Raw genomic sequence first — 21,661 nt, 5'->3', positions numbered from 1 at the left:
CGGCCCACAGCGGCGGCGATCCCCGGCCCCGGACACCCACCCTCGGGCGCCGCCGACGCGACGGGGCGGCCGGAGGGCCCCCGCCCCGCCCCGGCACCGGCGCAGCCGACCGGCGAACAGCCACCGCCGGACTCAGCCCCCTCGAAGCGGGCCGACGGGGCCCACCGGCCGACGTCCGACGCCGCGTCCACGAATCCGGCCTCCGCGAGCCCCGCGTCTGTGGGCGCCGCGCCCGCGACCCCCGCGCCCGTGAGCGTCGCGTCCACGACCCCCGCACCCGCGCCCCCCACGGACGCGGCGCCGACTCCGCCCCCCGGCCGCCCGGCGCAGGCCGCCCCCGCCGCCCTGCGCCGCACCGGGCTCCTCGTCACGCTCATCCTCGGCGGGCTCACCGCCACCCCGCCCCTGGCGATGGACATGTACCTCCCGGCGCTGCCGGAGGTCACCAACTCGCTGCACGCCCCCGCCGCCACCGTCCAGCTGACCCTCACCGCCTGCCTCGCCGGCATGGCCCTCGGCCAGTTGCTGATCGGCCCGATGAGCGACCGGTGGGGCCGCAGGCGCCCCCTCCTGCTCGGCCTCGCCGTCTACATCCTGGCCACCGCGCTGTGCGCCCTCGCACCGACCGTCGAGACCCTCATCGCCTTCCGTCTGGTGCAGGGCCTCGCCGGCTCCGCCGGGATCGTGATCGCCCGGGCCGTCGTGCGCGACCTGTACGACGGTGACGCCATGGCCCGCTTCTTCTCCACCCTGATGCTGATCTCCGGGGTGGCCCCGATCGTCGCGCCCCTCGTCGGCGGCCAGATCCTCCGCGTCACCGACTGGCGGGGAGTCTTCGTCGTCCTCACCGGCATCGGAGCCGCCCTCCTCGCGGTCGTCTGGGCGCGCCTCCCCGAGACGCTCGCCCCCGCCGAACGCCACGGCGGCGGCGTCGGCGAGACCCTGCACGCCATGCGCGGCCTGCTCACCGACCGCGTCTTCATGGGCTACGTCCTCGCCGGCGGCTTCGCCTTCGCCGCGCTCTTCGCCTACATCAGCGCCTCCCCGTTCGTGATCCAGGAGATCTACGGCGCCTCCCCGCAGACGTTCAGCATCCTGTTCGGCGTCAACTCGGTCGGCCTCGTCATCGTCGGCCAGATCAACGGCAAGGTCCTCGTCGGCCGGGTGAGCCTCGACAAGGTGTTCGCGGTCGGCCTCACCGTGATCACGCTCGCCGCGACCGCCCTGCTGCTGATGTCGCTGGGCGCCCTCGGTGAGGTCGGCCTGGCCCCGGTCGCCGCGGCGCTGTTCGTACTGATGTCCGCGATGGGCGTCACCCTCCCCAACACCCAGGCGCTCGCCCTCATGCGGGTGCGGCACGCGGCGGGTTCGGCGTCGGCGCTGCTGGGTACCTCGTCCTTCCTGATCGGCGCGATAGCGTCCCCCCTGGTCGGCGTCGCGGGCGAGGAGACCGCCGTCCCCATGGCCGTCGTCCAACTCACCGCGACACTGGTGGCGGCGACCTGCTTCGTGACACTGTGCCGTCCTTGGAACAAGCGTACGAAGGCAGAGGATGGGGGTATGCCCCTCCCGAGCGGAACCGAGAGGAAGGGGGAGGACAGCTGAGCGCGCCGAGACTGCGCACGGACACCCCGGAACGGGCCGGACTCGACCTCGAGGAACTGCGCCATCTCGTACGCGAGGTGCGGGCGCTGACGGAAGGCGACCGGCCCCGGGCGCCCGCCGCCGTCGTCCTCGCCGGCCGCGGTCCCGTCGTCGCCGTCGAGGAGGCCGCGGGCTGGGCGGTCCGCTACGAGTCCTACGACGAACACACCGACAGCGGGGTGGAACTGCCGCCCGGGTCCCGCGTCCCGGCGACCCCCGACACCCCCTTCGACCTGGCCTCCCTCACCAAGCTGTTCACCGCCGTGGCGGCGGTCCAGCAACTGGAGCGCGGCACCCTCGGCATCGACGCCAAGGTCGCCGCGTACCTGCCCGACTTCTCCGGCGCCGCCGCGCACGGCCTCACCGTCCGCCACCTCCTCACCCACACCTCGGGGCTGCGGCCCGAACTCCCGCTGTACGAGGGCGGGTCCGCCGAGGCGCGGCTGGCGATGCTGCGGCGCGAGGAGCCGATGACGGCGCCGGGCACGGTCCACCTCTACTCCGACCTCAACCTCCTGCTCCTCCAGCACGTCCTCGAACGCCTCACCTGTCGGGGCCTGGACGACCTGATCCACGCCGGCATCACCCGCCCCCTGGGCATGACCGCCACGGGCTTCGGGCCCTGCCCCGGCGCGGCGGCGACGGAGGACCAGCGCCGGCCCTGGGGCAAGGCCGAGCGGGGCATGCTGCGGGGCGAGGTCCACGACGAGAACGCGTGGGCGCTCGGCGGGGTCGCCGGGCACGCGGGCCTCTTCTCGACGGCCCGGGACCTCGCGGTGTTCTGCCGCACCCTGCTGGCCGGCGGCTCCTACGGCCCCGCCCGCATCCTCGGCCCCGACTTCGTGGAGCTGATGCTGACGTCCCCGGGGCTCGGGTTCGCGCTCGACCAGCCCTGGTTCATGGGCGAACTGGCGGGCCGCGGAGCCGCCGGCCACACCGGCTTCACCGGCACGTCCCTCGTCCTCGACCGGGCCACGGACACGTTCTTGATCCTCCTGACCAACGCGGTCCACCCCCGCCGCGGAGCCCCTCTGAACGCGGCCCGAGCGGCGGCGGGGACCCGGGTGGCGCGGGCGGTACGGGGGATGTGAGCGGGTTCGGGGTGGGTCCGGGTTCGGGTGAGGCCCGGCCGCAGGGGTGACGACGCCGGGGCGCCTCGCGGGTGGGGGAGTTCCTCACCGGCGTGGGGGCCGAGGGCCGGGGGCAAGGCCTGCCGGCGGTGGTGGGCAAGAGCACGGCTCGCGTCGCGGGGGTCCGTGACGGAGCCCGGCCGGACTCTGTTGCTGGGACGAGCCCGCGCCTCAGGGGGCCGCGGTGGGGCGCCTGGCTTCGGTACGGGCGGGAGGCCGCGGTCTCTTAGAATCCCCTCGTGAACGCCCCTCTCTCCCCGTCCGACACCCTCCGGACCGCTCTCGCCCACCTTCTCGACGGGCTTCCGCCAAGGGCGGCCGCGCAGGCGGTGGAGCGGCTGATCGTGAACTACCGGGGGCGGACGCCCACCGACGCGCCCGTGCTGCGGGACCGGTCGGACGCGGTGGCGTACGCGGCGTACCGGATGCCCGCCACGTTCGAGGCGGTGTGCGCGGCGCTGGAGGCGTTCGCGCGGGCCGTGCCCGACTGGGAACCCGGCAGCCACGTGGACGTCGGCGGAGGCACGGGCGCCGCGACCTGGGCCGTCAACGCGACCTGGACGGGCGGGCGCCCGGTGACGGTGCTCGACTGGGCGGAACCCGCGCTCGCGCTGGGCCGGGAGATCGCCGCCGCCCACCCGGACCTCAAGCCCACCGAGTGGCAGCGCTCTCGTATCGGATCGGCGCTCACCATCGAGAGCACTGATCTCGTCACCATCTCCTACGTCCTCGGCGAGCTCACCGACGCCGACCGGACCGCCGTGGTCGACGCCGCCGCGACCGCCGCGCAGGCCGTCGTGGTCATCGAGCCCGGCACCCCCGACGGCTACGCCCGGGTCATCGACGCCCGCGACCGCCTGGTCGCCGCCGGGTTCCACATCGCCGCCCCCTGCCCGCACAGCGCGGCCTGCCCGATCGTCCCCGGCGAGGACTGGTGCCACTTCGCCGCCCGCGTCAGCCGCTCCTCCCTGCACCGGCAGGTCAAGGGCGGCTCCCTGGCGTACGAGGACGAGAAGTTCAGCTACGTCGCCGCGACCCGCTTCGCCCCGGCCCCGGCCGCCTCCCGTGTCGTGCGCAAGCCCCAGATCCGCAAGGGCCAGGTCCTCCTCGACCTCTGCGGAACCGGGACCCCGACCGCGACGGACACCACCACCGCCCCGGCCGCCACCTCCGGCGCCGACGGCGGGAGTGGCGGCGCCGCCGGCCCCGTTCCCACCCTCGGCCGGACTACCGTCACCAAACGCCACGGCCCGCTCTACAAGGCGGCCCGCGACGCCGACTGGGGCGACGCCTGGCCCCCGCCGACCGGGGACGACGACCGGCCCTGAGCCCTCGCCCCCGGAAGACGACCGCTAGTACGACGACGGGGGCGGGCCCGCGGGGCCCGGCGCGTACGGCTGGGCGGCGGGCGGTGTCGGCCAGGGAGGGGACGACCGCGGCAGCGCGGGCCCCGCGGGCGTGGAGCGCTGGGCGCCGACGAGGGTGAGCGCCGTCGCCGCGAGGCTCAGGAGAACGGCGCCGGTCAGCAGGTAGAAGCCGAGGCCGAAGCTCATCTCCTGGGTGTCCGACTCCCACTGCGTGACGCTGACCGACTCCATCACGACCGCCAGGGTCGTGCCGAACAGCACCGCCCCGCCCGCGACCCCGAGCCCCCGCCGCAGTGGGGGCCGTCGCCCGGGGCCCACCAGCAGGAAGACGGCCGAGACGAGGGCGGCGACGATCCCGACCAGCAGCGAGATCCCGTCGAACTGCACCCGGTCGACCACACCCTCCGTCGACACCAGGCCCTCGGCGAACTCGGTCCGGTGGGACCACGCCTTCGACACGCTCTCGACGACCACCTCGTCCTTCTCCCGGTCGCGGTAGTCGACCGCCGAGTTCAGCGTGCTGAACGAACCGCCGATCGTGAGCGCCGCACCGACGGCCAGCAGCGCCGCGGACAGCCGGTCGGACACCCCGCCCGTGCCTCTCGGCGGGCCGGCCGGGGCGCTCGCGTAGGGGTACGGGGCCGACGGCGGGGGCGGGGCCGGCCACCCTTGCCCGGGTACGGGGGGCGCCGGGGGTGGGGGAGCCGGGGGCTGGGGCGGTGTGCCCGGCGGGTCCGCCGGGCGGCCGGATTGCGTCGGTTCCGTCATCTCATGATGATACTGAGGTCGGTTCGTGTGCATAAGGTGAACTCTGCTTGTCAACAGCCGAGTTGTGTCCGTCAAAATCGGTTGCGACACCAGGGGTGTCTCGGGCTAAGTCGTGATCATGTCGACGACAGCGCTCCACCTGGAAGAGATCACTCCGGCCAACATCGAGACCGCGCTGGCCCTTCGGGTCCGCCCTGATCAGGAGCACCTGGTGGAGCCGGTCGTGAAGTCCCTCGCGGAGGCGTACGTCCATCCCGGCGTCGCCTGGCCCCGCCTCATCCGGGACGGCGACCGGGCCGTCGGCTTCCTCATGGCCTTCCTCGACATCGACTGGAAGGGCGACGGCAGCGGCACGGACATCCGCTCCGGCCTGTGGCGTCTCAACATCGACGCCGGCGAACAGGGTCGCGGGTACGGCCGTTTCGCCGTGGAGGCCGTCGCCGCCGAGATCCGCCACCGGGGCGGCACCCGCCTCCACGTCACCTGGCATCCGGGCCCCGACGGCCCCGAACTCTTCTACCGCCGCCTGGGCTTCCAGCTCACCGGCGAGACGAGCGGCGGCCAGACGGTCGGCGTACTGAACCTGCCCGACCGCCCCCTCGCCTGACCTGGCCCGCCCCCTGGCCTGCCCCACGCCGACCGCTCGCCTGGCCCGACCGGCCCCGCGCGTGACCCTCGGCCGACCGCTCGCGTGACCTCGACCGGCCGGCCCTGTGCGTGACCCCGACCAGCCGCTCTCCTGACCCCGGCCAACCGACCGGCCGCACCCCGAAACCCGCGCGCCGCCCCACCCGCCCCACCCCGCCGCGCCCCGCCCCACCCCGGCCCGTAGGCCGCGGCGGGGCGGACCCGCACGGGTTCACGACGCCCCGCCGTCCGCTTCCGTCGCTTCCGGCTTCCCGGAGCCCTCCTCCGCGCGCTTCTCCTGGAGCTTCCTCAGGAGCTCCCGCTTCTGGGCCTGCGGGTCGGTGCCGCCGCCGACCCGGCCGCCCCGCCCTCCACCGCGCAGCGCCTCGCGGCCCAGGTTCCGGCGGGCGCCGCCCACTCCCAGCATGTTTCCTGCTCCACCACGGGTCATGACGATCTCCTTCTCTTCATCAGCCAAATGCGGGACGATACGTCCCGTCTCGTCTGTCGGTCGCTCCACTGTCAGGCGAGACGTACCGTCTTGTCAACCTGATAGGTTCGAGCCATGGCCAACAAGAGCGCCCCTGACTCCACCCGCCGCAGCGAGAGGTCCCGCCGCGCCATCTACGACGCCGCCCTCGCCCTCGTCGGCGAGGTCGGCTACCAGAAGACGACCATCGAGGGCATCGCCGCCCGCGCCGGCGTCGGCAAGCAGACGATCTACCGCTGGTGGTCGTCGAAGGCGGACGTCCTGCTGGAGGCGTTCCTCGATCTGAGCGCCCAGGCGGCGGAGGCGGCGGCCCGGCCCGAGGTCCTCGGGGAGCAGGCGCGGTACGAGATCCCCGACACCGGGGACCTGGAGGCCGACCTCAAGGCCGTGCTGCGCGCCACCGTGGACGAACTGCTCGACCCCAAGTTCGAGGTCCCCTCACGCGCACTGGCCGCCGAGGGCGTCGTCAACCGCGAGCTCGGCACCGAATTCGTCGCGAAGCTCCTCGAACCCCAGCTCCAGCTGTATGTGAAGCGCCTGCGTGCGGCCCAGGAGCAGGGTGCCGTGCGCCCCGACGTCGACCCGCGCATCGCCCTGGAACTCTTCGTCTCCCCGCTCGCCCAGCGCTGGCTCCAGTACACGGGGCCGATCTCGTACGAGTACACGGACGCCCTGGTCGAATACGCCCTGTACGGCCTCGCCCCCCGCTGACTCGTCGAGCGCCGTCAACTCTGCGCACCGGTGTGACCAAACCGACCGGATCGAGCCTCGCGGCGGACTGTAAATCCTGTCAAAGCATGGAATGGCGCACCATTCCTGTCCGCGTTCCGGCTTCGCCCCACCTACCCCGGATGGGCGCTCCGGTCCCCCGCGACGCAGGATGGTGGGACGATGAGGCATGCTGTCCGCACCACAGCGAGGCGAGGGGATAGATGAGCGCGACGTTCGGCGGCCGGTCCGGTCGGCAGGGCAGGATCTCCGAGTGGCTGCGGGGCCGACGCGCAGGCCGCCCGCTCGACGAGACCCCCGACGCCGCCGGCCGTGAGGCGCTGCTGCTCGCAGCAGCGGCCGCCGGGCTCCCGCTCGCGCCCGCCGCGCACCCCTCGGGCTACCGGTGCTCCTGCGACCGCGTCGGCTGTCCGACGCCCGCCCGCCACCCGGTCTCCTTCGCCTGGCAGACGCAGTCCACCACCGACCGCGCCCAGGTGGAGCGATGGGCCCGGCACCAGCCGGAGGCCAACTTCATCACCGCGACCGGTATGGTCCACGACGTGCTCGACGTACCGCTCTCCGCCGGCCGGCAGGCCCTGGAACGGCTGCTCGCCTCCGGTGTGGAGGTGGGGCCCGTCGCGGAGTCGGAGTCCGAGGCGGACGACGGACGGCTCCTGTTCTTCACCCACACCCGGGGCACCCCCGAGGACGAGGACGAGTGGTGGCCCTGCGAGCTGGACTGCCACCCGGAGACCATGGACGAGCATCCCGGCCTGCGCTGGCACTGCCGGGGCTCCTACGTCCTCGTACCGCCCGCCCGGCTCCCCGGTGACGTCGCCGTCCACTGGGTGCGCGGCCCGGAGCACCCGCTGCCCGACCCGCTGAGCCTGCTGGAGATCCTCACCGACGAATGCGCCCGCCACGCGGCCGGGGAACCGGACACCACCGCCTGGCCGCAGCACGGCTGAGCTCCGGAGGCGTCACCCGCCGCCGGGAACGGGCCCCACCGTCACTCGCCCTTCGCCGTCACTCGCCCTTCGCGGACGTGAGGCCGCCCACCTGGCCGAGGAACTTCACCTGCTCGTCGGAGGCCGTCCGCGCCGGGTCCAGGACCGCCTGGTTGGAGACGAACTCCAGCGTCAGCGACTGCCGTGGCTCGCCCGTCATCAACGCCCTGACAGCCGCGTCGTTCACGGGGATGTCCACGCCCTGCGCGGCCGTCTGCTTCTCGTAGTGGCGGGTCGTGAAGAAGACCAGCGCACCACCGTCCGTGGTGCGCAGCCCGACCGGCGCGTAGTCGCCGTTCGTGAGGGGCTCGTCGACGTACTGCCGCACGATGCCCGGCCGTTGCGCGTTCTTCTGGCGCTTCGCGCGCTCCTGCGAGGTGTACGGGCCGTCGGCGAAGAGGGCGCTGTCCTCCTTCAGATACGTCACGTACTTCTCGGGCAGCTCCGCCGGGGCCACCGACAGCTGGGGGTCGTCGGCGGACACCACCTGCGCGTAGCCGTCCTCGTCCTTCTTGAACTGGGGGACGTCGGAGGCGGGCATGATCGTGAGGAAGGACACCTCCCACACGTCGTCCAGACCGTCGCGGGTGAACACGAACAGCCAACGGTCGCTGTCCCGGCCCTTGTTGGCGGCCGCGTCGACCACGAACCAGCGGGGCCAGGCCGCCTTCTCGGGGATCGTGTACTTCACGTCGCTCAGCTTCAGCGGCACATGGTCGGGGTTGCCGCTCGGGCTGATCTTCGCGCCCGAGCGGAGCTTGCCGCCGTCGATGTCGGCGAGGGCACCGGTCACCCGCGAGGCGTCCCGGGACTGGTCGTACTCCTTGTCCGCGTCGTTGTACGCGGTGGTGAACTCCTCCAGCGCCCGCTCCGCCTCACCCTGGGTCGACGAGGGCACGATCTCCAGATCGCCGCGGACCACCACGCACCCGCTCGCCGTCAGCGACAGGACGGCCACCGCCGTCGTCAGCAGCGCACCGCGGCCGTACGACCGAAGCCCGCGCCGCCCCCCGCGCGTACGAACCGGACGAACCTCACGAAGCCTTCGTGTGCTCGGAACCCCGCGAACCCTGCTCATCAGGAACCTTCACCTTCCCCTTCCCGGAGGCGAACCCTACCGGGGCGAGGAACAGCGCGAGCGTCGGGACCAGATACAGGACCCAGACCGTGACTTGGAGGACCGTCGGGTCGGGCTGGAAGTTGAACACGCCCTTCAGCAGGGTGCCGTACCAGCTGTCCGGCGGGATCGTCCCCGTGATGTCGAACGCCTTGTCCGTCAGCCCCGGCAGGAAGTCCGCCTCCTGGAGGTCGTGGAAGCCGTACGCGAGGACGCCGGCCGCGACCACGACCAGCATGCCGCCGGTCCACGTGAAGAACTTGGACAGGTTGATGCGCAGAGCACCCCGGTAGAACAGCCAGCCGAGGACCACCGCGCTCGCGAGGCCCAGCAGCACACCGATCAGCGGGCCCTCCGTGCCGTCGCTGGACGCCCGGACGGACGTCCACACGAACAGCGAGGTCTCCAGGCCCTCCCGGCCCACCGCCAGGAACGCGGTCGCCACCAGGGCGCCCGTGCCCAACTGGAGGGCGGTGTCGAGCTTTCCGTGCAGCTCCGAGCGCAGGTGCCGGGCCGTGCGGCGCATCCAGAAGACCATCCACGTCACGAGGCCCACCGCGATGATGGACAGCGAGCCGCCGAGCGCCTCCTGCGCCTCGAACGTCATCTCCTGCGAGCCGAACTCGAGGACGCAGCCGAAGCCCAGGGCGAGGGCGACGGCGGCACCGATACCGGTCCAGATGGGCCGCAGCGCGTCCCGGCGTTCCGTCTTCACCAGATAGGCGATGAGGATGCAGACGACGAGACTTGCCTCCAGGCCCTCGCGCAGCCCGATCAGATAGTTCGCGAACACGGCCTCAGCCCTCCGTCGTCGAGGAGAACAGCGCCCGGCCCCACCAGTCGTCCGCGTCCCGGACGCCCGGCGGGACGGCGAAGATCGCCGAACCCACGTGCTGGATGTACTCGTTGAGCGCGTCCGTGGCCAGGTTGCGCTGGATCGGGATGAACCCCTTGCGCACGTCGCGCTGGTAGGCGAGGAAGAACAGCCCCGCGTCCAGCCGGCCCAGCCCGTCGGTGCCGTCGGTGAACGAGTAGCCGCGGCGCAGGATCGTCGCCCCGTCGTTGGAGTCGGGGTGCGCGAGCCGTACGTGCGCGTCGGGCTTCATCGCCTTCAGGAACGGCTCGTCCCGCTCCTTCGCCTTGCCGACGGGCGCGCCCTCGCCCTTGTCGCGGCCGAAGATGTCCTCCTGCTCCTGCAGCGAGGTCCGGTCCCAGGGCTCGATGTGCATCCGGATGCGCCGGGCCACCAGGTACGAGCCGCCGACCATCCAGGACGGCCCGTCCTTCTCGTCCACCCACACGTGCTTCTTCAGCCGGGCGGTCTCCGTGCCCGCGATGTTGCGGGTGCCGTCCTTGAACCCCATGAGGTTGCGAGGGGTCTGCGCCTCCGGCGTGGTCGACGAGGTCTTGCCGAAGCCGAGCTGGGACCAGCGCACCGACACCTTGCCGAAGCCGATGCGGGCGAGGTTGCGGATGGCGTGCACCGCGACCTGTGGATCGTCCGCGCACGCCTGGACGCACAGGTCGCCGCCGCTGCGGGCCCGGTCCAGGTTGTCGCCGGCGAACTGCGGCAGGTCCACCAGCGCCTCGGGCCGCTGCTTCGCGAGTCCGAACCGCTCGAACAGCGAGGGCCCGAAGCCGAGGGTGAGCGTCAGCCGGGACGGCTTCAGCCCCAGCGCCTCCCCGGTGTCGTCCGGGGGCGCCTCCGCGAGACCGCCGTACGCGCCGTCACCGACCGCCTTCCCGGCGGTCATCCGGCGCGCGGCCTCCGTCCAGTCCTTCAGCATGGCCACGAAGGCCTCGCGGTCGTCCGTCTCCACGTCGAACGCGGCGAAGTGCAGCCGGTCCTGCACCGGCGTCGCGATACCGGCCTGGTGGGTGCCGTGGAAGGCGATGGGACCGCCGGCGGCCACCGTCTCCACGGTGTCCTCGCCGGACCGGGCCACGGCCACGGCACCCCCGGCGACGGCGGCTCCGAGCGCGAGACCGGCACCGCCCCAGCCGATCAGCGCACGCCGCGACGGCGCCCGCGAGCTGTCACCGGCCGGGGCGCCGGCCCCCGCGGTGCCGGTCGAGGCGGTGCCCGTCGCGGCGGTGTCGTCGCCGGTGGTGTTCTCGGTGGTGTCCGTCATGACTGCCGACTCTCCTCCGTCGCCTACTTCACGACCGCCGCGGCGAGCTGCGAGAGCGGCTCGGCGAGCGCGTTCACCGCGTCCGACAGCTTGTTCTGCTCGGCCTCGCCGACCTTGTCGTAGGAGACGAAGTCGTAACCCGTCTTGTCCGTGCGGTACTTGTCGAGCAGCGTGTTCAGCGCCGTGAACTGCTTGTCGAGCTCCTTCGTCAGCTCCGGGTCGTTCTCGGCGGCGACGGCCTTCAGCAGCTTGTACGACTCCTCGGCGCCCTCGACGTTCGCCTTGAAGTCGACGAGGTCGGTGTGCGAGTAGCGCTCCTCCTCGCCGGTGACCTTGCCGGTGGCGACCTCGTCGAGGAGTTCCTTGGCGCCGTTGGCCATGGAGGTCGGGGTGATCTCCGCCTTGCCGACCCGCTTCTGCCAGTCGACCAGGTCCTTCACCAGCTGGTCGGCCAGCTCGGAGTCACGGTCGGTGAGCTTGCCGTCCTTCCACAGCGAGCGCTCCAGACGGTGCCAGCCGGTCCAGTCCTTCTCGGGGTCCTGGCCCTCCTCCAGACCGTCCTCGCGGACGTCGACCTTCGGGTCGATGTCACCGAAGGACTCGGCGACCGGCTCGGTGCGCTCCCAGCCGATGCGGGAGGGCGCGTACGCCTTCTTCGCCGCCTCGACATCGCCGTCCTTGACGGCCTCGGCGAACACCTTCACCAGCGGGATCGTCTCGTCGGCCTGCGTCTGCACGTACTTGCGGTACGAGGCCACGGCCTCGTCCAGCCGCGGGTCGCGCTTCGCCACCTTGCCGGAACCGGTCGCGGTGACGTCCTGGCGTATGCCGTCGCCCTTCATGCCCGGCTTGCACGCGATCCGGTAGTCGCCCGCCTTCACCTCGGCGGTGACCTTCTGCTTGGTGCCGGGTCCGATGTTCTCGCGCTCGGTGACGACACGGTCGTCCGGGAAGAGGAGGTAGACCTCCGTGACCTTCGAGCCCTTGTTCTCGATGTCCAGCTCGACGTGCCCCGCCGGGAACTCCTTCTTCGACACCTCGCACTTGGTGTCGGTCGCGGTCACCGCGATGACCCCGTCCGCGCCCGCGCTGCTCTTCTCGGTGCAGCCCGTGACGGCGGTCAGGGCCGCGACGGTCGTGGCGGCGGTGACGAAGGACAGTCTGAGGGGGCGCATTTCGGCTCCAAGGAAGGACACGGGGGACACACAGATAAGGTGAGGCTGCCCCAAGTTATCTGAGGCTTACCTCACCAGATGCCGTGCCTCCAGTGAAGCCCGCGCCCCGGTGCCCGTACGAGCACGGCCCGATCACGGTGCACACAACCAGGGCCCATCGTTCGGTCAAGTGGCGGTCAAGTTTCCCATTCCGTGGTCAAGAACCCCGTTTCGGTGTGATCAAGACATCATCAGCGCTGTGATCAAGACATCACCGGTCCGGGGGCGCGGGAACACGCGACCGCCTGCCGGCGGCCGACGGTCCGCGAACAACGCCCGAAAGCGACTGGGCGGCCCAGGTGATGCTTCAATTCCGCATGTGACCGACTTCGATGTGCTGCGGGTGTTCTGCGGGCCCGGCGGCGGATACGGCAACGAACTGGGCGTCGTCCGCGAGGGCTCCGTCATGCCCGACCGCGCCGACCGCCAGGCGTTCGCCGCCAAACTCGGCTTCAGCGAGACCGTGTTCGTGGACGACCCCGAGCGCGGAGTCATCGACATCTACACCCCCACGCAGCGCCTGCCGTTCGCCGGGTATCCCTGCGTCGGCACGGCCTGGCTCCTCGACGTACCCGAACTGGTCACCCCGGCAGGTGTCGTCGGCGCCCGGCTGGACGGCGAGTTCAGCTGGATCGAGGCCCTGCCCGAGTGGGCCCCGCCCCGCACCTTCCGTCAGTACGGCACCGCCGCCGAGATCGACGACCTCACGGTCCCGCCGCCCGGTGAGTGGATCTACGCCTGGGCCTGGGAGGACGAGGCCGCCGGCCGGATCCGCGCGCGCGCCTTCCCCGGCCGCGACGACGGCATCGACGAGGACGAGGCCACCGGCGCCGCGGCCCTCCAGCTCACCGCCCAACTGGGCCGCGCCCTGAACATCACCCAGGGCGCGGGCTCCCAGCTCCTGACGGCCCCGCAACCGCACGGCTGGGTGGAGGTCGGCGGAAGGGTGTTCCTGGAACGGTGAGGTGCTGGAACGGTGAGGTGCTGGAACGGTGAGGTGCTGGAACGGTGAGGTGGGGGTGCGGCCGGTCCCCCCGACCGCTCCGCCGCGCCCTCACGCGGACAGGGGGAACTCCTCGCCCAGCGCCAGGAACACCGCCGTGTTCAGGGCGAACGCCCGCTTGCACTCGCTCACGATCCGCTGCTTCTCCAGATCGTCGGCCCGCACCCGGTCCAGCAGCTCGCGGTATCCCCGCTTGAACGCGGCCGGATTGGCGATGTCCTCGAACACGTAGAAGCGGACACCGTCGCCCTTCCGCTCGAACCCCCACGTCTTCTCGGCCCGGTCGCGGATGATCTGCCCGCCGGAGAGGTCGCCGAGATAGCGCGTGTAGTGGTGGGCCACATAACCGCCGGGCCAGCTCCGCGCGCACTCGGCGACCCGCGCCGCGTACGCCTCCGTCGCCGGCAGCGCCGAGAGCGTCGAACGCCAGCGGGGGCCGCGCAGATGCGCCAGGTCCCGCTCCAGTGCGGCCAGCCGCATCAGCTCCGGCTGGATGAACGGCCCGGCGACCGGGTCGTCGACCAGCGCCCGCCCACCGCTCTCCAGCGCCTCGTACACGAACCACAGCTGCTCGGTGTACCGCGCGTACGCCTCGACGCCGAGTTTGCCGCCGAGCATGTCGCCGATGAACGTCGTGGTCTCCGCCTCGGTGTGCTGCTCGTGCGACGCGGTGCGGATGAGCGTGGAGAACGCCGTGTCCGAGGTGACCGACGCGTTCATGAAGGCCTCCGATGCCTGGGAGAGACGAGAAGCTGCGCTCAGTTTCAATGGTTAGGTTTGCCTAAGTCAACAGGTTCCCGACTCCCTGTCGGTAAAAACCGTACCCCGGATCATCACGACTCCCACCTGGAACGAGGACGAGATGAAAAAACCCGCCTGGCGGCCGGGAGGGCCGAAGGCGGGTGGGGTGGCACGGGGCGGGCGGAGCCGCGGGCGGGCCGGGTGTCACGGGAGCATGCCGTGTCTCGGGAGCGGGCCGGGTGTCACGGGAGGGTGAGGATGTCCGCTCCGGTCTCCGTGACGACCAGCGTGTGCTCGAACTGGGCGGTGCGCTTGCGGTCCTTGGTCACGACCGTCCAGCCGTCGTCCCACATGTCGTAGTCGTACGACCCGAGGGTGAGCATCGGCTCGATCGTGAAGGTCATTCCGGGCCGCATCACGGTCGTCGCGTGCGGGGAGTCGTAGTGCGGGATGATCAGCCCGGAGTGGAACGACGAGTTGATCCCGTGCCCCGTGAAGTCGCGCACGACCCCGTACCCGAACCGCTTGGCGTACGACTCGATGACCCGCCCGATGATGTTGATCTGCCGCCCCGGCTTGACGGCCTTGATGGCGCGGGTGAGGGACTCGCGGGTCCGCTCGACGAGCAGCTTCGACTCCTCGTCGACGTCACCCACCAGGTACGTGGCGTTGTTGTCGCCGTGGACGCCGCCGATGTACGCCGTCACGTCGAGGTTGACGATGTCGCCGTCGCGCAGCACGGTCGAGTCGGGGATGCCGTGGCAGATGACCTCGTTGACGGAGGTGCACAGCGACTTGGGGAAGCCGCGGTAGCCGAGGGTGGACGGGTAGGCCCCGTGGTCGCACATGTACTCGTGGGCGACGCGGTCCAGCGCGTCGGTGGTGACGCCGGGGGCGATGTGCTTGGCGGCCTCGGCCATCGCCCGGGCCGCGATCCGCCCGGCGATCCGCATCGCCTCGATCGTCTCGGGCGTCTGCACCTCGGGTCCGGTGTACGGGGTGGGGGAGGGCTTGCCCACGTACTCGGGGCGGCGGATGTGCCCCGGGACGGAGCGGGCGGGGGAGAGCGTCCCCGGTGCGAGCAGCGACTGGCCAGACATGCCAGCGAGTTTAACCAGCGGTGGTGGGGGACCATGTCGGTGACGACTGGTGAAGGGAACTCAGGCCATGCCCCTGTTCAAGCGCCGCACGGCCGGCAAGCCCGGCGAGTGGTTCTACTGCCTGGAGCACAAGAAGGTGGAGGAGGGCCCGGACTGCCCCGGCAAGGACCGCATGGGCCCGTACGCCAGCCGCGAGGAGGCGACCCGCGCGATGGAGACGGCCCGCGACCGCAACGCGGAATGGGAGAACGACCCCCGCTGGCACGACGCCCCGAGGGGCGAGAACGACCGCGAGGGCTGAGCGCCGAGGGCGCGCGGTGATGGTTGCCGGGGGGCGGGCCGGGAGGGCCGTGGTGACGGTGCCTGGGCTCGGCGGACCGGGCGGCTCGTGGTCCCGGGGGGCAGGGGTGGGGCGGGCCGGCTGCGGTGACCGTGTCCCGGGGGCGGACTGCGGCGGGTGAGGTTGGGCGGGTGGTGTTGTTCGGGGTGGGTGGTGTCGCTCGGGGTGGGCGCCCCGCCGCTCCTGCGCTCGGGACGGAAATGTGGCCGTGCGGGTGGGGGTGCGATCCGCACCGGCTTGGGCGAGGCTGACGGTATGGCTTCTGCGATGCCCGTGGTCGTGTACCCGCCCGACGAGGACGGGGGCCGCCGCGTGCGCGTGGACGGCGAGATCCTGGGCCGCGCGTACGACCTCCGCGACATCGGCGAGTTCCTCCGCCGAGCGGGCATCGAGGACGCCGACGAGACGTACGTGGCCCAGTCCGCCCTGATCGAATGGCGAGGCGGAGGCCCGAACAAGTGGACCCCGTAACGCCCTCCGAAAGCCGCCGACGGCGCCGGCCCCCCACGGGAGATCCACACGTGTGACTGGGGAGTATCGGGCGGTGCGGGGCGGGGCAGATCAGTGACCCGCAGTCGCCGAGGGCGCCGGCCCCCCACGGGAGATCCACACGTGTGACTGGGGAGTATCGGGCGGTGCGGGGCGGGGCAGATCAGTGACCCGCAGTCGCCGACGGCGCCGGCCCCCCACGGGAGATCCACACGTGTGCCGGGGGAGTATCGGGCGGTGCGGGGCGGGGCAGATCAGTGACCCGCAGTCGCCGACGGCGCCGGCCCCCCACGGGAGACCCGTACGTGTAACCGGGCAGTCACGGGAGGGGCGGGTGGGCAAGCACCCGCCCCTCCCGCATCCGCACCGCATGCTCATTCGTCCGCACGTCATACGTCATCAGCTTCGGCAGGCACACCGCCAACACCCCCACCGCCGCCACACACAACACCCCACCGGCCCACACGGACGCCCGCACCGACGTCCACGCGGCCATCGTCCCCGCCCGCACCTGCCCCAGCTGGGGCCCCACGGAGTACGACAGCAGCTCGATCCCGGCGAGCCGCCCCCGCAACTCGTCGGGGATGGTCTGGTTCCACATGGCCGCCCGGAAGATCCCGCTGATCATGTCGAAGCCCCCGCCCAGCACCAGGAACGCCAGCACCAGCCACACCTCACGCACCAGCCCCGCTCCCACCACGGACAGCCCCCACAGCGCCGCCGCGAGCACCACCATCCGCCCGTGCCGATGCACCCGGGACGTCCACCCGCTGGTCAACGTCACCAGCAGCGCCCCGGTGGGCAGCGCCGCGTACATCAGCCCCAGCGACCACTCCGCGTCCAACTCGTCCGCGAGGAACGGCAGTACGGCCAACGGCATCGCCAGGAACATGGCGGCGAGATCGACGGCGTACGTACCGAGCAGCTCCTTCCGGCTCCAGGCGTACCGCGCGCCCTCCGCGATCGACCGCCACGACGGCTTCGCGGCCTCGTGCGAGGCGGGGGAGGGCGCCAACCCCACCGCCAGGGCGACGGAGACGACGAACGTCGCGAGATCCGCCGCGTACGCCCAGCCGAGCCCGGCGTACGCGACGACCACACCGGCGAGCGCGGGCGCGGCGACGCCGCCGACGGTCCACCGCAGCGAGTTGAGGGAGGCGGCGGCCGGCAGATGCTCGTGCGGGACGATCCGGGGGACGATGGAGTCGAGGGCCGGCCGTTGCACCGCGACGAGCGCGGAGGAGAGGGCGGCGACGAGGTACAGCGGCCACACGAGCGGCTCGGGCAGCAACGCGTTCACGAGGAGCGCCGCGCACAGCAGCCCCTGCCCGACCTCGGTCCACAGGATCAGGGCCCGCTTGTCGAGGGCGTCGGCGAGGGCTCCGCCGTAGAGCCCGAACACGATGAGCGGTACGAGTTCGACGGCTCCGATGGCGCCGACCGCCGCGACCGACCCCGTCAGCTCCTTCATCTGTACGGGCAGCGCGACGAAGGTCAGGAAGCTCCCGAAGTTGGTGATCAGCCCGGCCACCCACAGCCGCCGAAAGTCCACGGACACCCGCCAGGGACCGAGATCCGGCAACAACGAAACGAGCCGCGCGGCCACGCCGGAGGACGAGGGAACGGCCGCTGGTGAACGCGTGGTCGAGGCATCGGCAGAGGCGCACTCGTCGTCATCGGGTCTGCTCACGCCGCCCCATGCTCAGCCGCGCCACCGCCTGGAGCAACCAGTTTTTTCAGGCCCCGCCCACTTCCAGCCCGTCCCTCCCCTGCGCCCAACCAGCCCGTCCCCGTCCCTCCAACCGCCTGGCCGCGTCACCCGCCTCACGTGAACGAGTCGGGTGGGTGGGCGAGATCCGTCACCACCGGGCCGGCGGTGGGGACGTCAGGTGGTCCGCCAGTCGGGAGAGGCGGTCACGCAACCTGCCCCGCCCCCTTTGCCGGGGCACCACGTTCTCCCCGGCCGCCGCGCTGACCAGGTGCTGCACGGTGTCGAGGTCGACCTCCCGGTCGTCCGGCGCCACCAGCGCCTCGTGGGCCATCGCGTCCAGCTCCCGGTGCCCGGTGTCCAGCGCGAGGACCGTCGCCCCGGCCCGCCGCGCGTCGTCGACCCGCTCCAGCAGACCGGTCCCCGGCGCGGACGGTGCCACCACGAGCAGGGTCTCGCCCCGGCGGGCCTCCGACAGCCGGCCCAGCCCGACCGCGAGGTGCGCCGGATCCGAGGGGCCCGCGGCATGCCGTACGAGCGTGGGGGACAGCTCCGGGGTCCCGGACCAGGCCGCCTCGTCCACCAGATGCGCCGCGAGGTGCCACGGCTCGTACTCGGCGGTGCCGACGAGGAGCAGTCCACCCCCGTACGACTCCACGGACCGCCGCAGTGTCCCCGCGAACCGCCGTGTCGCCCCCAGCCACTCGGTCCCGGCGAGCACCTCGCGCAACAACGCGACCCGTATGGCATCCATGCGCCAGCATCCTGCCGCAACCGGCCACTCGTGACCCGGTGTTCACCGCGAATTCGCCCGAGCCGGGCACGCACGGCGAGTCAGCCCCACCCCCGCCCCCGACCGACGGCCCGCAGCCACCCACAACCCGCCGCCCACCCGAATCCCGCAAACCCCAAGGAGCCCCCATGCCCCCCACGGCCGACACCACCACCCCCGAGACCACCACCCCCGAATCCAGCACCCCCTTCCGAGCCGGCCGCGAAGGCTACGCCAGCTTTCGGATCCCGGCGGTCGTGCGTACGGCGTCCGGCGCTCTGCTGGCCTTCTGCGAGGGGCGGGTCGGCGGGCGGGAGGACTTCGGGAACATCGACATCGTGGTGAAGCGGTCGACGGACGGAGGCCGCAGCTGGGGCCCCCTGCGGGTCGCCGCCGAGAACGGGGACGGCCTCGCGGGCAACCCCGCCCCCGTGGTGCTGGACACCGGCCGCGTCCTGCTCGTCCACGTCCGGAACGCCGCGTCCGCCACCGAGGACGCCATCCGCCGGGGCACCGTGAGCGCCGCGGACGGGCGGCGGGTCTGGGTGCGGCACAGCGACGACGAGGGGGAGACCTGGTCGAGCCCCCGGGAGATCACCGAGGACACCAAGAAGCGGGAGTGGCGCTGGTACGCCACCACCCCCGGGCACGCGATCCAGCTGAGCAGCGGCCGCGTCGTCGTCCCCGCCAACCACTCCCTCCCGCCGACGGGCACCGACAACGGCACGGAGGGCAAGTACAACGGCGGCCACTGCCTGCTCAGTGACGACCGTGGCGAGACCTGGCGGATCGGCTACGTCGACGACAACACCGACGGCTACATCAACGCCAACGAGACCACCGCCGCCGAACTCCCCGACGGACGCGTCTACTTCAACACCCGCAACGACTCCCCGGCCCCCGGCACCCGCGCCGACGCGTACTCCGCCGACGGCGGCGCCGGCCTGATCAAGCCGTTCCGGCCGCAGGCGGGCCTCGTCGGCCCGGTCGTCGAGGGCAGCCTCCTCCAGCTGAGCGACCCCGACCTGCTCCTCTACTCCGGCCCCGCCGACCCCGGCTTCCGCGCCCTGATGACCGTGCGGGCCAGCACCGACCACGGCACGACCTGGCGGGTCGCCCACACCGTCGACGGGCTGCCCGCCGCGTACTCGGACCTCGTCCGCGTCGACGAGCACACGATCGGGCTCCTCTACGAGACGGGCGACTTCAGCGCGTACGAGACGATCACGTTCCGCAGGATCCCCGTCACCGCCCTCCTGTGACCGCCGGTGCCCGGCCCACCCCCGCCACGACCGCGCACGTAAAGTCAGCCCATGACCTCTACTGACAGCGCACAGACGCCCCCCGGCACACCCGAGACCCCCGGCGCGGCGCCCGCCAAGGCCCCGGCCAAGGACCCCTGGGACCTCCCCGATGTCTCCGGGCTCGTCGTCGGCGTGCTCGGGGGCACCGGGCCGCAGGGCAAGGGCCTCGCGTACCGCTTCGCCAAGGCCGGCCAGAAGGTGATCATCGGCTCGCGGGCCGCCGACCGTGCGCAGGCCGCCGCCGAGGAGCTCGGCCACGGTGTGGAGGGCGCCGACAACGCCGAGACCGCGCGCCGCAGCGACATCGTGATCGTCGCGGTGCCGTGGGACGGGCACGCCAAGACCCTGGAGTCCCTGCGGGAGGAACTGGCCGGCAAGCTCGTCGTCGACTGCGTCAACCCGCTCGGCTTCGACAAGAAGGGCGCCTACGCGCTGAAGCCGGAGGAGGGCAGCGCCGCCGAGCAGGCAGCCGCCCTGCTGCCCCACTCACGGGTCACCGCCGCCTTCCACCACCTGTCCGCGGTCCTCCTGGAGGACCCGGCGATCGAGGAGATCGACACCGACGTGATGGTGCTCGGCGAGGTCCGGGCCGACGTCGAGATCGTGCAGGCGCTGGCGGGCCGCATCCCCGGTATGCGGGGCGTCTTCGCGGGCCGGCTGCGCAATGCCCACCAGGTGGAGGCGCTGGTCGCCAATCTGATCTCCGTGAACCGCCGCTACAAGGCGCACGCCGGGATCCGCCTGACCGACGTGTGAGGCGCCGCCGGGCATGGGGGACACTGGACGTCGTACGACCCCGTCGTACCGCCTCGTCCGACCGCCCTGTCAGGAGCCGACCCCCATGCCCCGCCTCGCCCTCTACGCCCTAGTCGTCTGTCTGCTCGCGATCACCGCGGCCGTGGTGTCGTTCGCCCGGGGCAGCTGGCTGGGTGTGGTGTGGGTGCTGATGGCAGGGCTGTCGTCCAACATGGCCTGGTACTACGCGCGCCGCGCGAAGACGGAGCGCCGGTCCGCCGCGAGCTGAGGCGGTCCGCCGCGAGCTGAGGTGCCGCCTCAGCCCCCCGGGCTCCGCCGTCCAGACCGTCCGTCACAGACCGGTCAGGCACACGTCGCTGTCCTCGCGCCAGAAGCGGTACAGCCAGTAGCCGCAGTCGGAGAGCTGGTCCTCGATGCCGAGGCCCCGCATGAACGCGTCGATGACGTCCCAGAACACGCCGTTGACCGCCGGGATCCACAGCACCGCGAAGACGAGCAGCAGCCCGAACGGCGCGAGCGGCTCCACCTGGCGGCGGATCCTGTACGACAGCCAGGGCTCGATCACGCCGTAGCCGTCGAGGCCCGGCACCGGCAGGAAGTTCAGGATCGCCGCCGTGACCTGCAGCATCGCCAGGAACGCGAGGGCGAACAGGAACGCCGCCGGCACCCCGTCGGTCACCCCCAGCCAGAACGGCGCCGTGCAGACCGCGGCGAACAGCACGTTCGTCAGCGGGCCGGACGCCGAGATCAGGCTGTGCTTCCAGCGGCCCTGGATACGGTTGCGCTCGATGAAGACGGCGCCGCCCGGCAGACCGATACCGCCCATGATCACGAACACGACCGGCAGCACGATGCTGAGCAGGGCGTGCGTGTACTTCAGCGGGTTGAGCGTGAGATAGCCCTTCGCGCCGATGGAGATGTCGCCGCTGTGCAGGGCGGTACGGGCGTGGGCGTACTCGTGCAGACACAGCGAGACGATCCACGCCGAGGTCACGAACAGGAAGACGGCCAGCCCGGGCTGCTCGGCGAAACCGGTCCAGGTGGCCCAGCCCGTGACCGCCATGACGGCCACGATCCCCACGAAGACGGGGCTGATCCTCCGGTCGCTCCGGCGGGACGCGGCGGTGGTCATGGGGCTCCTAGGGCGCTCGTGGATTTGTCGATCACTCGTACGGACTGCCCGACCGTACCGGGCGCAAGGCGAAAACGTCTCGCGGTCGCCCCCTGGTTCCTAGGAAGGT

The 21,661-nt window shown here is 72.3% G+C and carries 23 protein-coding genes; 12 read left to right on the top strand and 11 right to left on the bottom strand.

Annotated elements, in window-relative coordinates:
* Positions 1-249: 249 nt before the first annotated feature.
* The 3 genes from ACZ4Z3_RS06760 to ACZ4Z3_RS06750 all read left to right on the top strand — a co-directional run bounded on the left by ACZ4Z3_RS06760 (position 250) and on the right by ACZ4Z3_RS06750 (position 4,102).
* Complete coding sequence (locus tag ACZ4Z3_RS06760; protein WP_468499986.1) at positions 250-1,605, top strand: multidrug effflux MFS transporter; 1,356 nt, start codon at positions 250-252, stop codon at positions 1,603-1,605.
* Positions 1,518-2,735: a serine hydrolase domain-containing protein gene (locus ACZ4Z3_RS06755; protein ID WP_468499985.1), complete on the top strand. Its 1,218-nt coding sequence runs from the start codon at positions 1,518-1,520 to the stop codon at positions 2,733-2,735. The genes ACZ4Z3_RS06760 and ACZ4Z3_RS06755 overlap by 88 nt, the downstream gene beginning before the upstream one ends.
* 278 nt (positions 2,736-3,013) lie before the next feature.
* Entirely contained in the window at positions 3,014-4,102 is a 1,089-nt protein-coding gene (locus ACZ4Z3_RS06750) for a small ribosomal subunit Rsm22 family protein (protein ID WP_468499984.1), read from the top strand.
* Positions 4,103-4,126: 24 nt separating this feature from the next.
* Here ACZ4Z3_RS06750 and ACZ4Z3_RS06745 read toward each other — a convergent pair whose 3' ends face one another.
* Positions 4,127-4,729 carry a hypothetical protein gene (locus ACZ4Z3_RS06745; RefSeq protein WP_468499983.1) on the bottom strand — a complete coding sequence of 201 codons (603 nt, stop codon included), beginning with the start codon at positions 4,727-4,729 and terminating at the stop codon, positions 4,127-4,129.
* A 298-nt stretch (positions 4,730-5,027) separates the two neighbouring features.
* Here ACZ4Z3_RS06745 and ACZ4Z3_RS06740 point away from each other — a divergent pair, with 298 nt between their 5' ends.
* Positions 5,028-5,516, top strand: coding sequence for a GNAT family N-acetyltransferase (locus ACZ4Z3_RS06740; protein ID WP_468499982.1), 489 nt, complete (start codon positions 5,028-5,030; stop codon positions 5,514-5,516).
* 252 nt (positions 5,517-5,768) lie between these two features.
* Here the strand turns inward: ACZ4Z3_RS06740 and ACZ4Z3_RS06735 are convergent, their stop codons facing one another.
* Complete coding sequence (locus ACZ4Z3_RS06735; protein ID WP_468500217.1) at positions 5,769-5,987, bottom strand: DUF6243 family protein; 219 nt, start codon at positions 5,985-5,987, stop codon at positions 5,769-5,771.
* Positions 5,988-6,101: 114 nt separating this feature from the next.
* Here ACZ4Z3_RS06735 and ACZ4Z3_RS06730 point away from each other — a divergent pair, with 114 nt between their 5' ends.
* Entirely contained in the window at positions 6,102-6,737 is a 636-nt protein-coding gene (locus tag ACZ4Z3_RS06730) for a TetR/AcrR family transcriptional regulator (protein WP_468499981.1), read from the top strand.
* A gap of 221 nt (positions 6,738-6,958) precedes the next feature.
* On the top strand, positions 6,959-7,705 hold the full coding sequence (locus tag ACZ4Z3_RS06725; RefSeq protein WP_468499980.1) for a bifunctional DNA primase/polymerase: 747 nt from the start codon (positions 6,959-6,961) through the stop codon (positions 7,703-7,705).
* Between the two features lie 58 nt (positions 7,706-7,763).
* Here ACZ4Z3_RS06725 and ACZ4Z3_RS06720 read toward each other — a convergent pair whose 3' ends face one another.
* From ACZ4Z3_RS06720 to efeO, 4 genes are read right to left on the bottom strand one after another with little or no spacing between them, the layout of a single operon-like run.
* Complete coding sequence (locus ACZ4Z3_RS06720) at positions 7,764-8,822, bottom strand: SCO2278 family lipoprotein (protein WP_468499979.1); 1,059 nt, start codon at positions 8,820-8,822, stop codon at positions 7,764-7,766.
* On the bottom strand, positions 8,779-9,654 hold the full coding sequence (efeU, locus tag ACZ4Z3_RS06715; protein WP_468499978.1) for an iron uptake transporter permease EfeU: 876 nt from the start codon (positions 9,652-9,654) through the stop codon (positions 8,779-8,781). Before efeU ends, ACZ4Z3_RS06720 begins: the two co-directional genes overlap by 44 nt.
* A gap of 4 nt (positions 9,655-9,658) precedes the next feature.
* Positions 9,659-10,993 (bottom strand): iron uptake transporter deferrochelatase/peroxidase subunit, encoded by a 1,335-nt coding sequence (gene efeB / locus ACZ4Z3_RS06710; protein WP_468499977.1) that lies wholly within the window; start codon positions 10,991-10,993, stop codon positions 9,659-9,661.
* A gap of 23 nt (positions 10,994-11,016) precedes the next feature.
* On the bottom strand, positions 11,017-12,168 hold the full coding sequence (gene efeO / locus ACZ4Z3_RS06705; protein ID WP_468499976.1) for an iron uptake system protein EfeO: 1,152 nt from the start codon (positions 12,166-12,168) through the stop codon (positions 11,017-11,019).
* 358 nt (positions 12,169-12,526) lie between these two features.
* Here efeO and ACZ4Z3_RS06700 point away from each other — a divergent pair, with 358 nt between their 5' ends.
* A complete protein-coding gene (locus ACZ4Z3_RS06700) occupies positions 12,527-13,171 on the top strand; it encodes a PhzF family phenazine biosynthesis protein (RefSeq protein WP_468499975.1) in 645 nt (214 codons plus the stop codon).
* Positions 13,172-13,261: 90 nt separating this feature from the next.
* On the opposite strand, the gene ACZ4Z3_RS06695 is transcribed toward ACZ4Z3_RS06700, so the two are convergent.
* Entirely contained in the window at positions 13,262-13,930 is a 669-nt protein-coding gene (locus ACZ4Z3_RS06695) for a biliverdin-producing heme oxygenase (protein ID WP_468499974.1), read from the bottom strand.
* A 263-nt stretch (positions 13,931-14,193) separates the two neighbouring features.
* Positions 14,194-15,051, bottom strand: coding sequence for a type I methionyl aminopeptidase (gene map / locus ACZ4Z3_RS06690; RefSeq protein WP_468499973.1), 858 nt, complete (start codon positions 15,049-15,051; stop codon positions 14,194-14,196).
* Between the two features lie 67 nt (positions 15,052-15,118).
* Here map and ACZ4Z3_RS06685 point away from each other — a divergent pair, with 67 nt between their 5' ends.
* Complete coding sequence (locus ACZ4Z3_RS06685; RefSeq protein ID WP_468499972.1) at positions 15,119-15,352, top strand: hypothetical protein; 234 nt, start codon at positions 15,119-15,121, stop codon at positions 15,350-15,352.
* A 294-nt stretch (positions 15,353-15,646) separates the two neighbouring features.
* Positions 15,647-15,862, top strand: coding sequence for a hypothetical protein (locus tag ACZ4Z3_RS06680; protein ID WP_468499971.1), 216 nt, complete (start codon positions 15,647-15,649; stop codon positions 15,860-15,862).
* A gap of 337 nt (positions 15,863-16,199) precedes the next feature.
* Here ACZ4Z3_RS06680 and ACZ4Z3_RS06675 read toward each other — a convergent pair whose 3' ends face one another.
* Positions 16,200-17,486 (bottom strand): MFS transporter, encoded by a 1,287-nt coding sequence (locus ACZ4Z3_RS06675; protein ID WP_468500216.1) that lies wholly within the window; start codon positions 17,484-17,486, stop codon positions 16,200-16,202.
* A gap of 253 nt (positions 17,487-17,739) precedes the next feature.
* Entirely contained in the window at positions 17,740-18,342 is a 603-nt protein-coding gene (locus tag ACZ4Z3_RS06670) for a hypothetical protein (RefSeq protein WP_468499970.1), read from the bottom strand.
* A 167-nt stretch (positions 18,343-18,509) separates the two neighbouring features.
* Between ACZ4Z3_RS06670 and ACZ4Z3_RS06665 the strand changes: the two genes are divergently transcribed.
* Genes ACZ4Z3_RS06665 through ACZ4Z3_RS06655 form a run of 3 tightly spaced genes read left to right on the top strand, consistent with a single transcriptional unit; the run spans position 18,510 to position 20,688 of the window.
* Complete coding sequence (locus ACZ4Z3_RS06665; protein ID WP_468499969.1) at positions 18,510-19,622, top strand: sialidase family protein; 1,113 nt, start codon at positions 18,510-18,512, stop codon at positions 19,620-19,622.
* A 51-nt stretch (positions 19,623-19,673) separates the two neighbouring features.
* Positions 19,674-20,420: an NADPH-dependent F420 reductase gene (gene npdG / locus ACZ4Z3_RS06660; RefSeq protein ID WP_468499968.1), complete on the top strand. Its 747-nt coding sequence runs from the start codon at positions 19,674-19,676 to the stop codon at positions 20,418-20,420.
* 13 nt (positions 20,421-20,433) lie between these two features.
* Positions 20,434-20,688 carry a hypothetical protein gene (locus ACZ4Z3_RS06655; protein ID WP_468499967.1) on the top strand — a complete coding sequence of 85 codons (255 nt, stop codon included), beginning with the start codon at positions 20,434-20,436 and terminating at the stop codon, positions 20,686-20,688.
* Positions 20,689-20,751: 63 nt separating this feature from the next.
* Here ACZ4Z3_RS06655 and ACZ4Z3_RS06650 read toward each other — a convergent pair whose 3' ends face one another.
* On the bottom strand, positions 20,752-21,552 hold the full coding sequence (locus ACZ4Z3_RS06650; RefSeq protein ID WP_468499966.1) for a site-2 protease family protein: 801 nt from the start codon (positions 21,550-21,552) through the stop codon (positions 20,752-20,754).
* Between the last annotated feature and the right edge of the window lie 109 nt (positions 21,553-21,661).

Source organism: Streptomyces sp. NPDC030296 (assembly GCF_055572815.1).
This window is presented reverse-complemented; position numbering and strand designations above follow the sequence as displayed.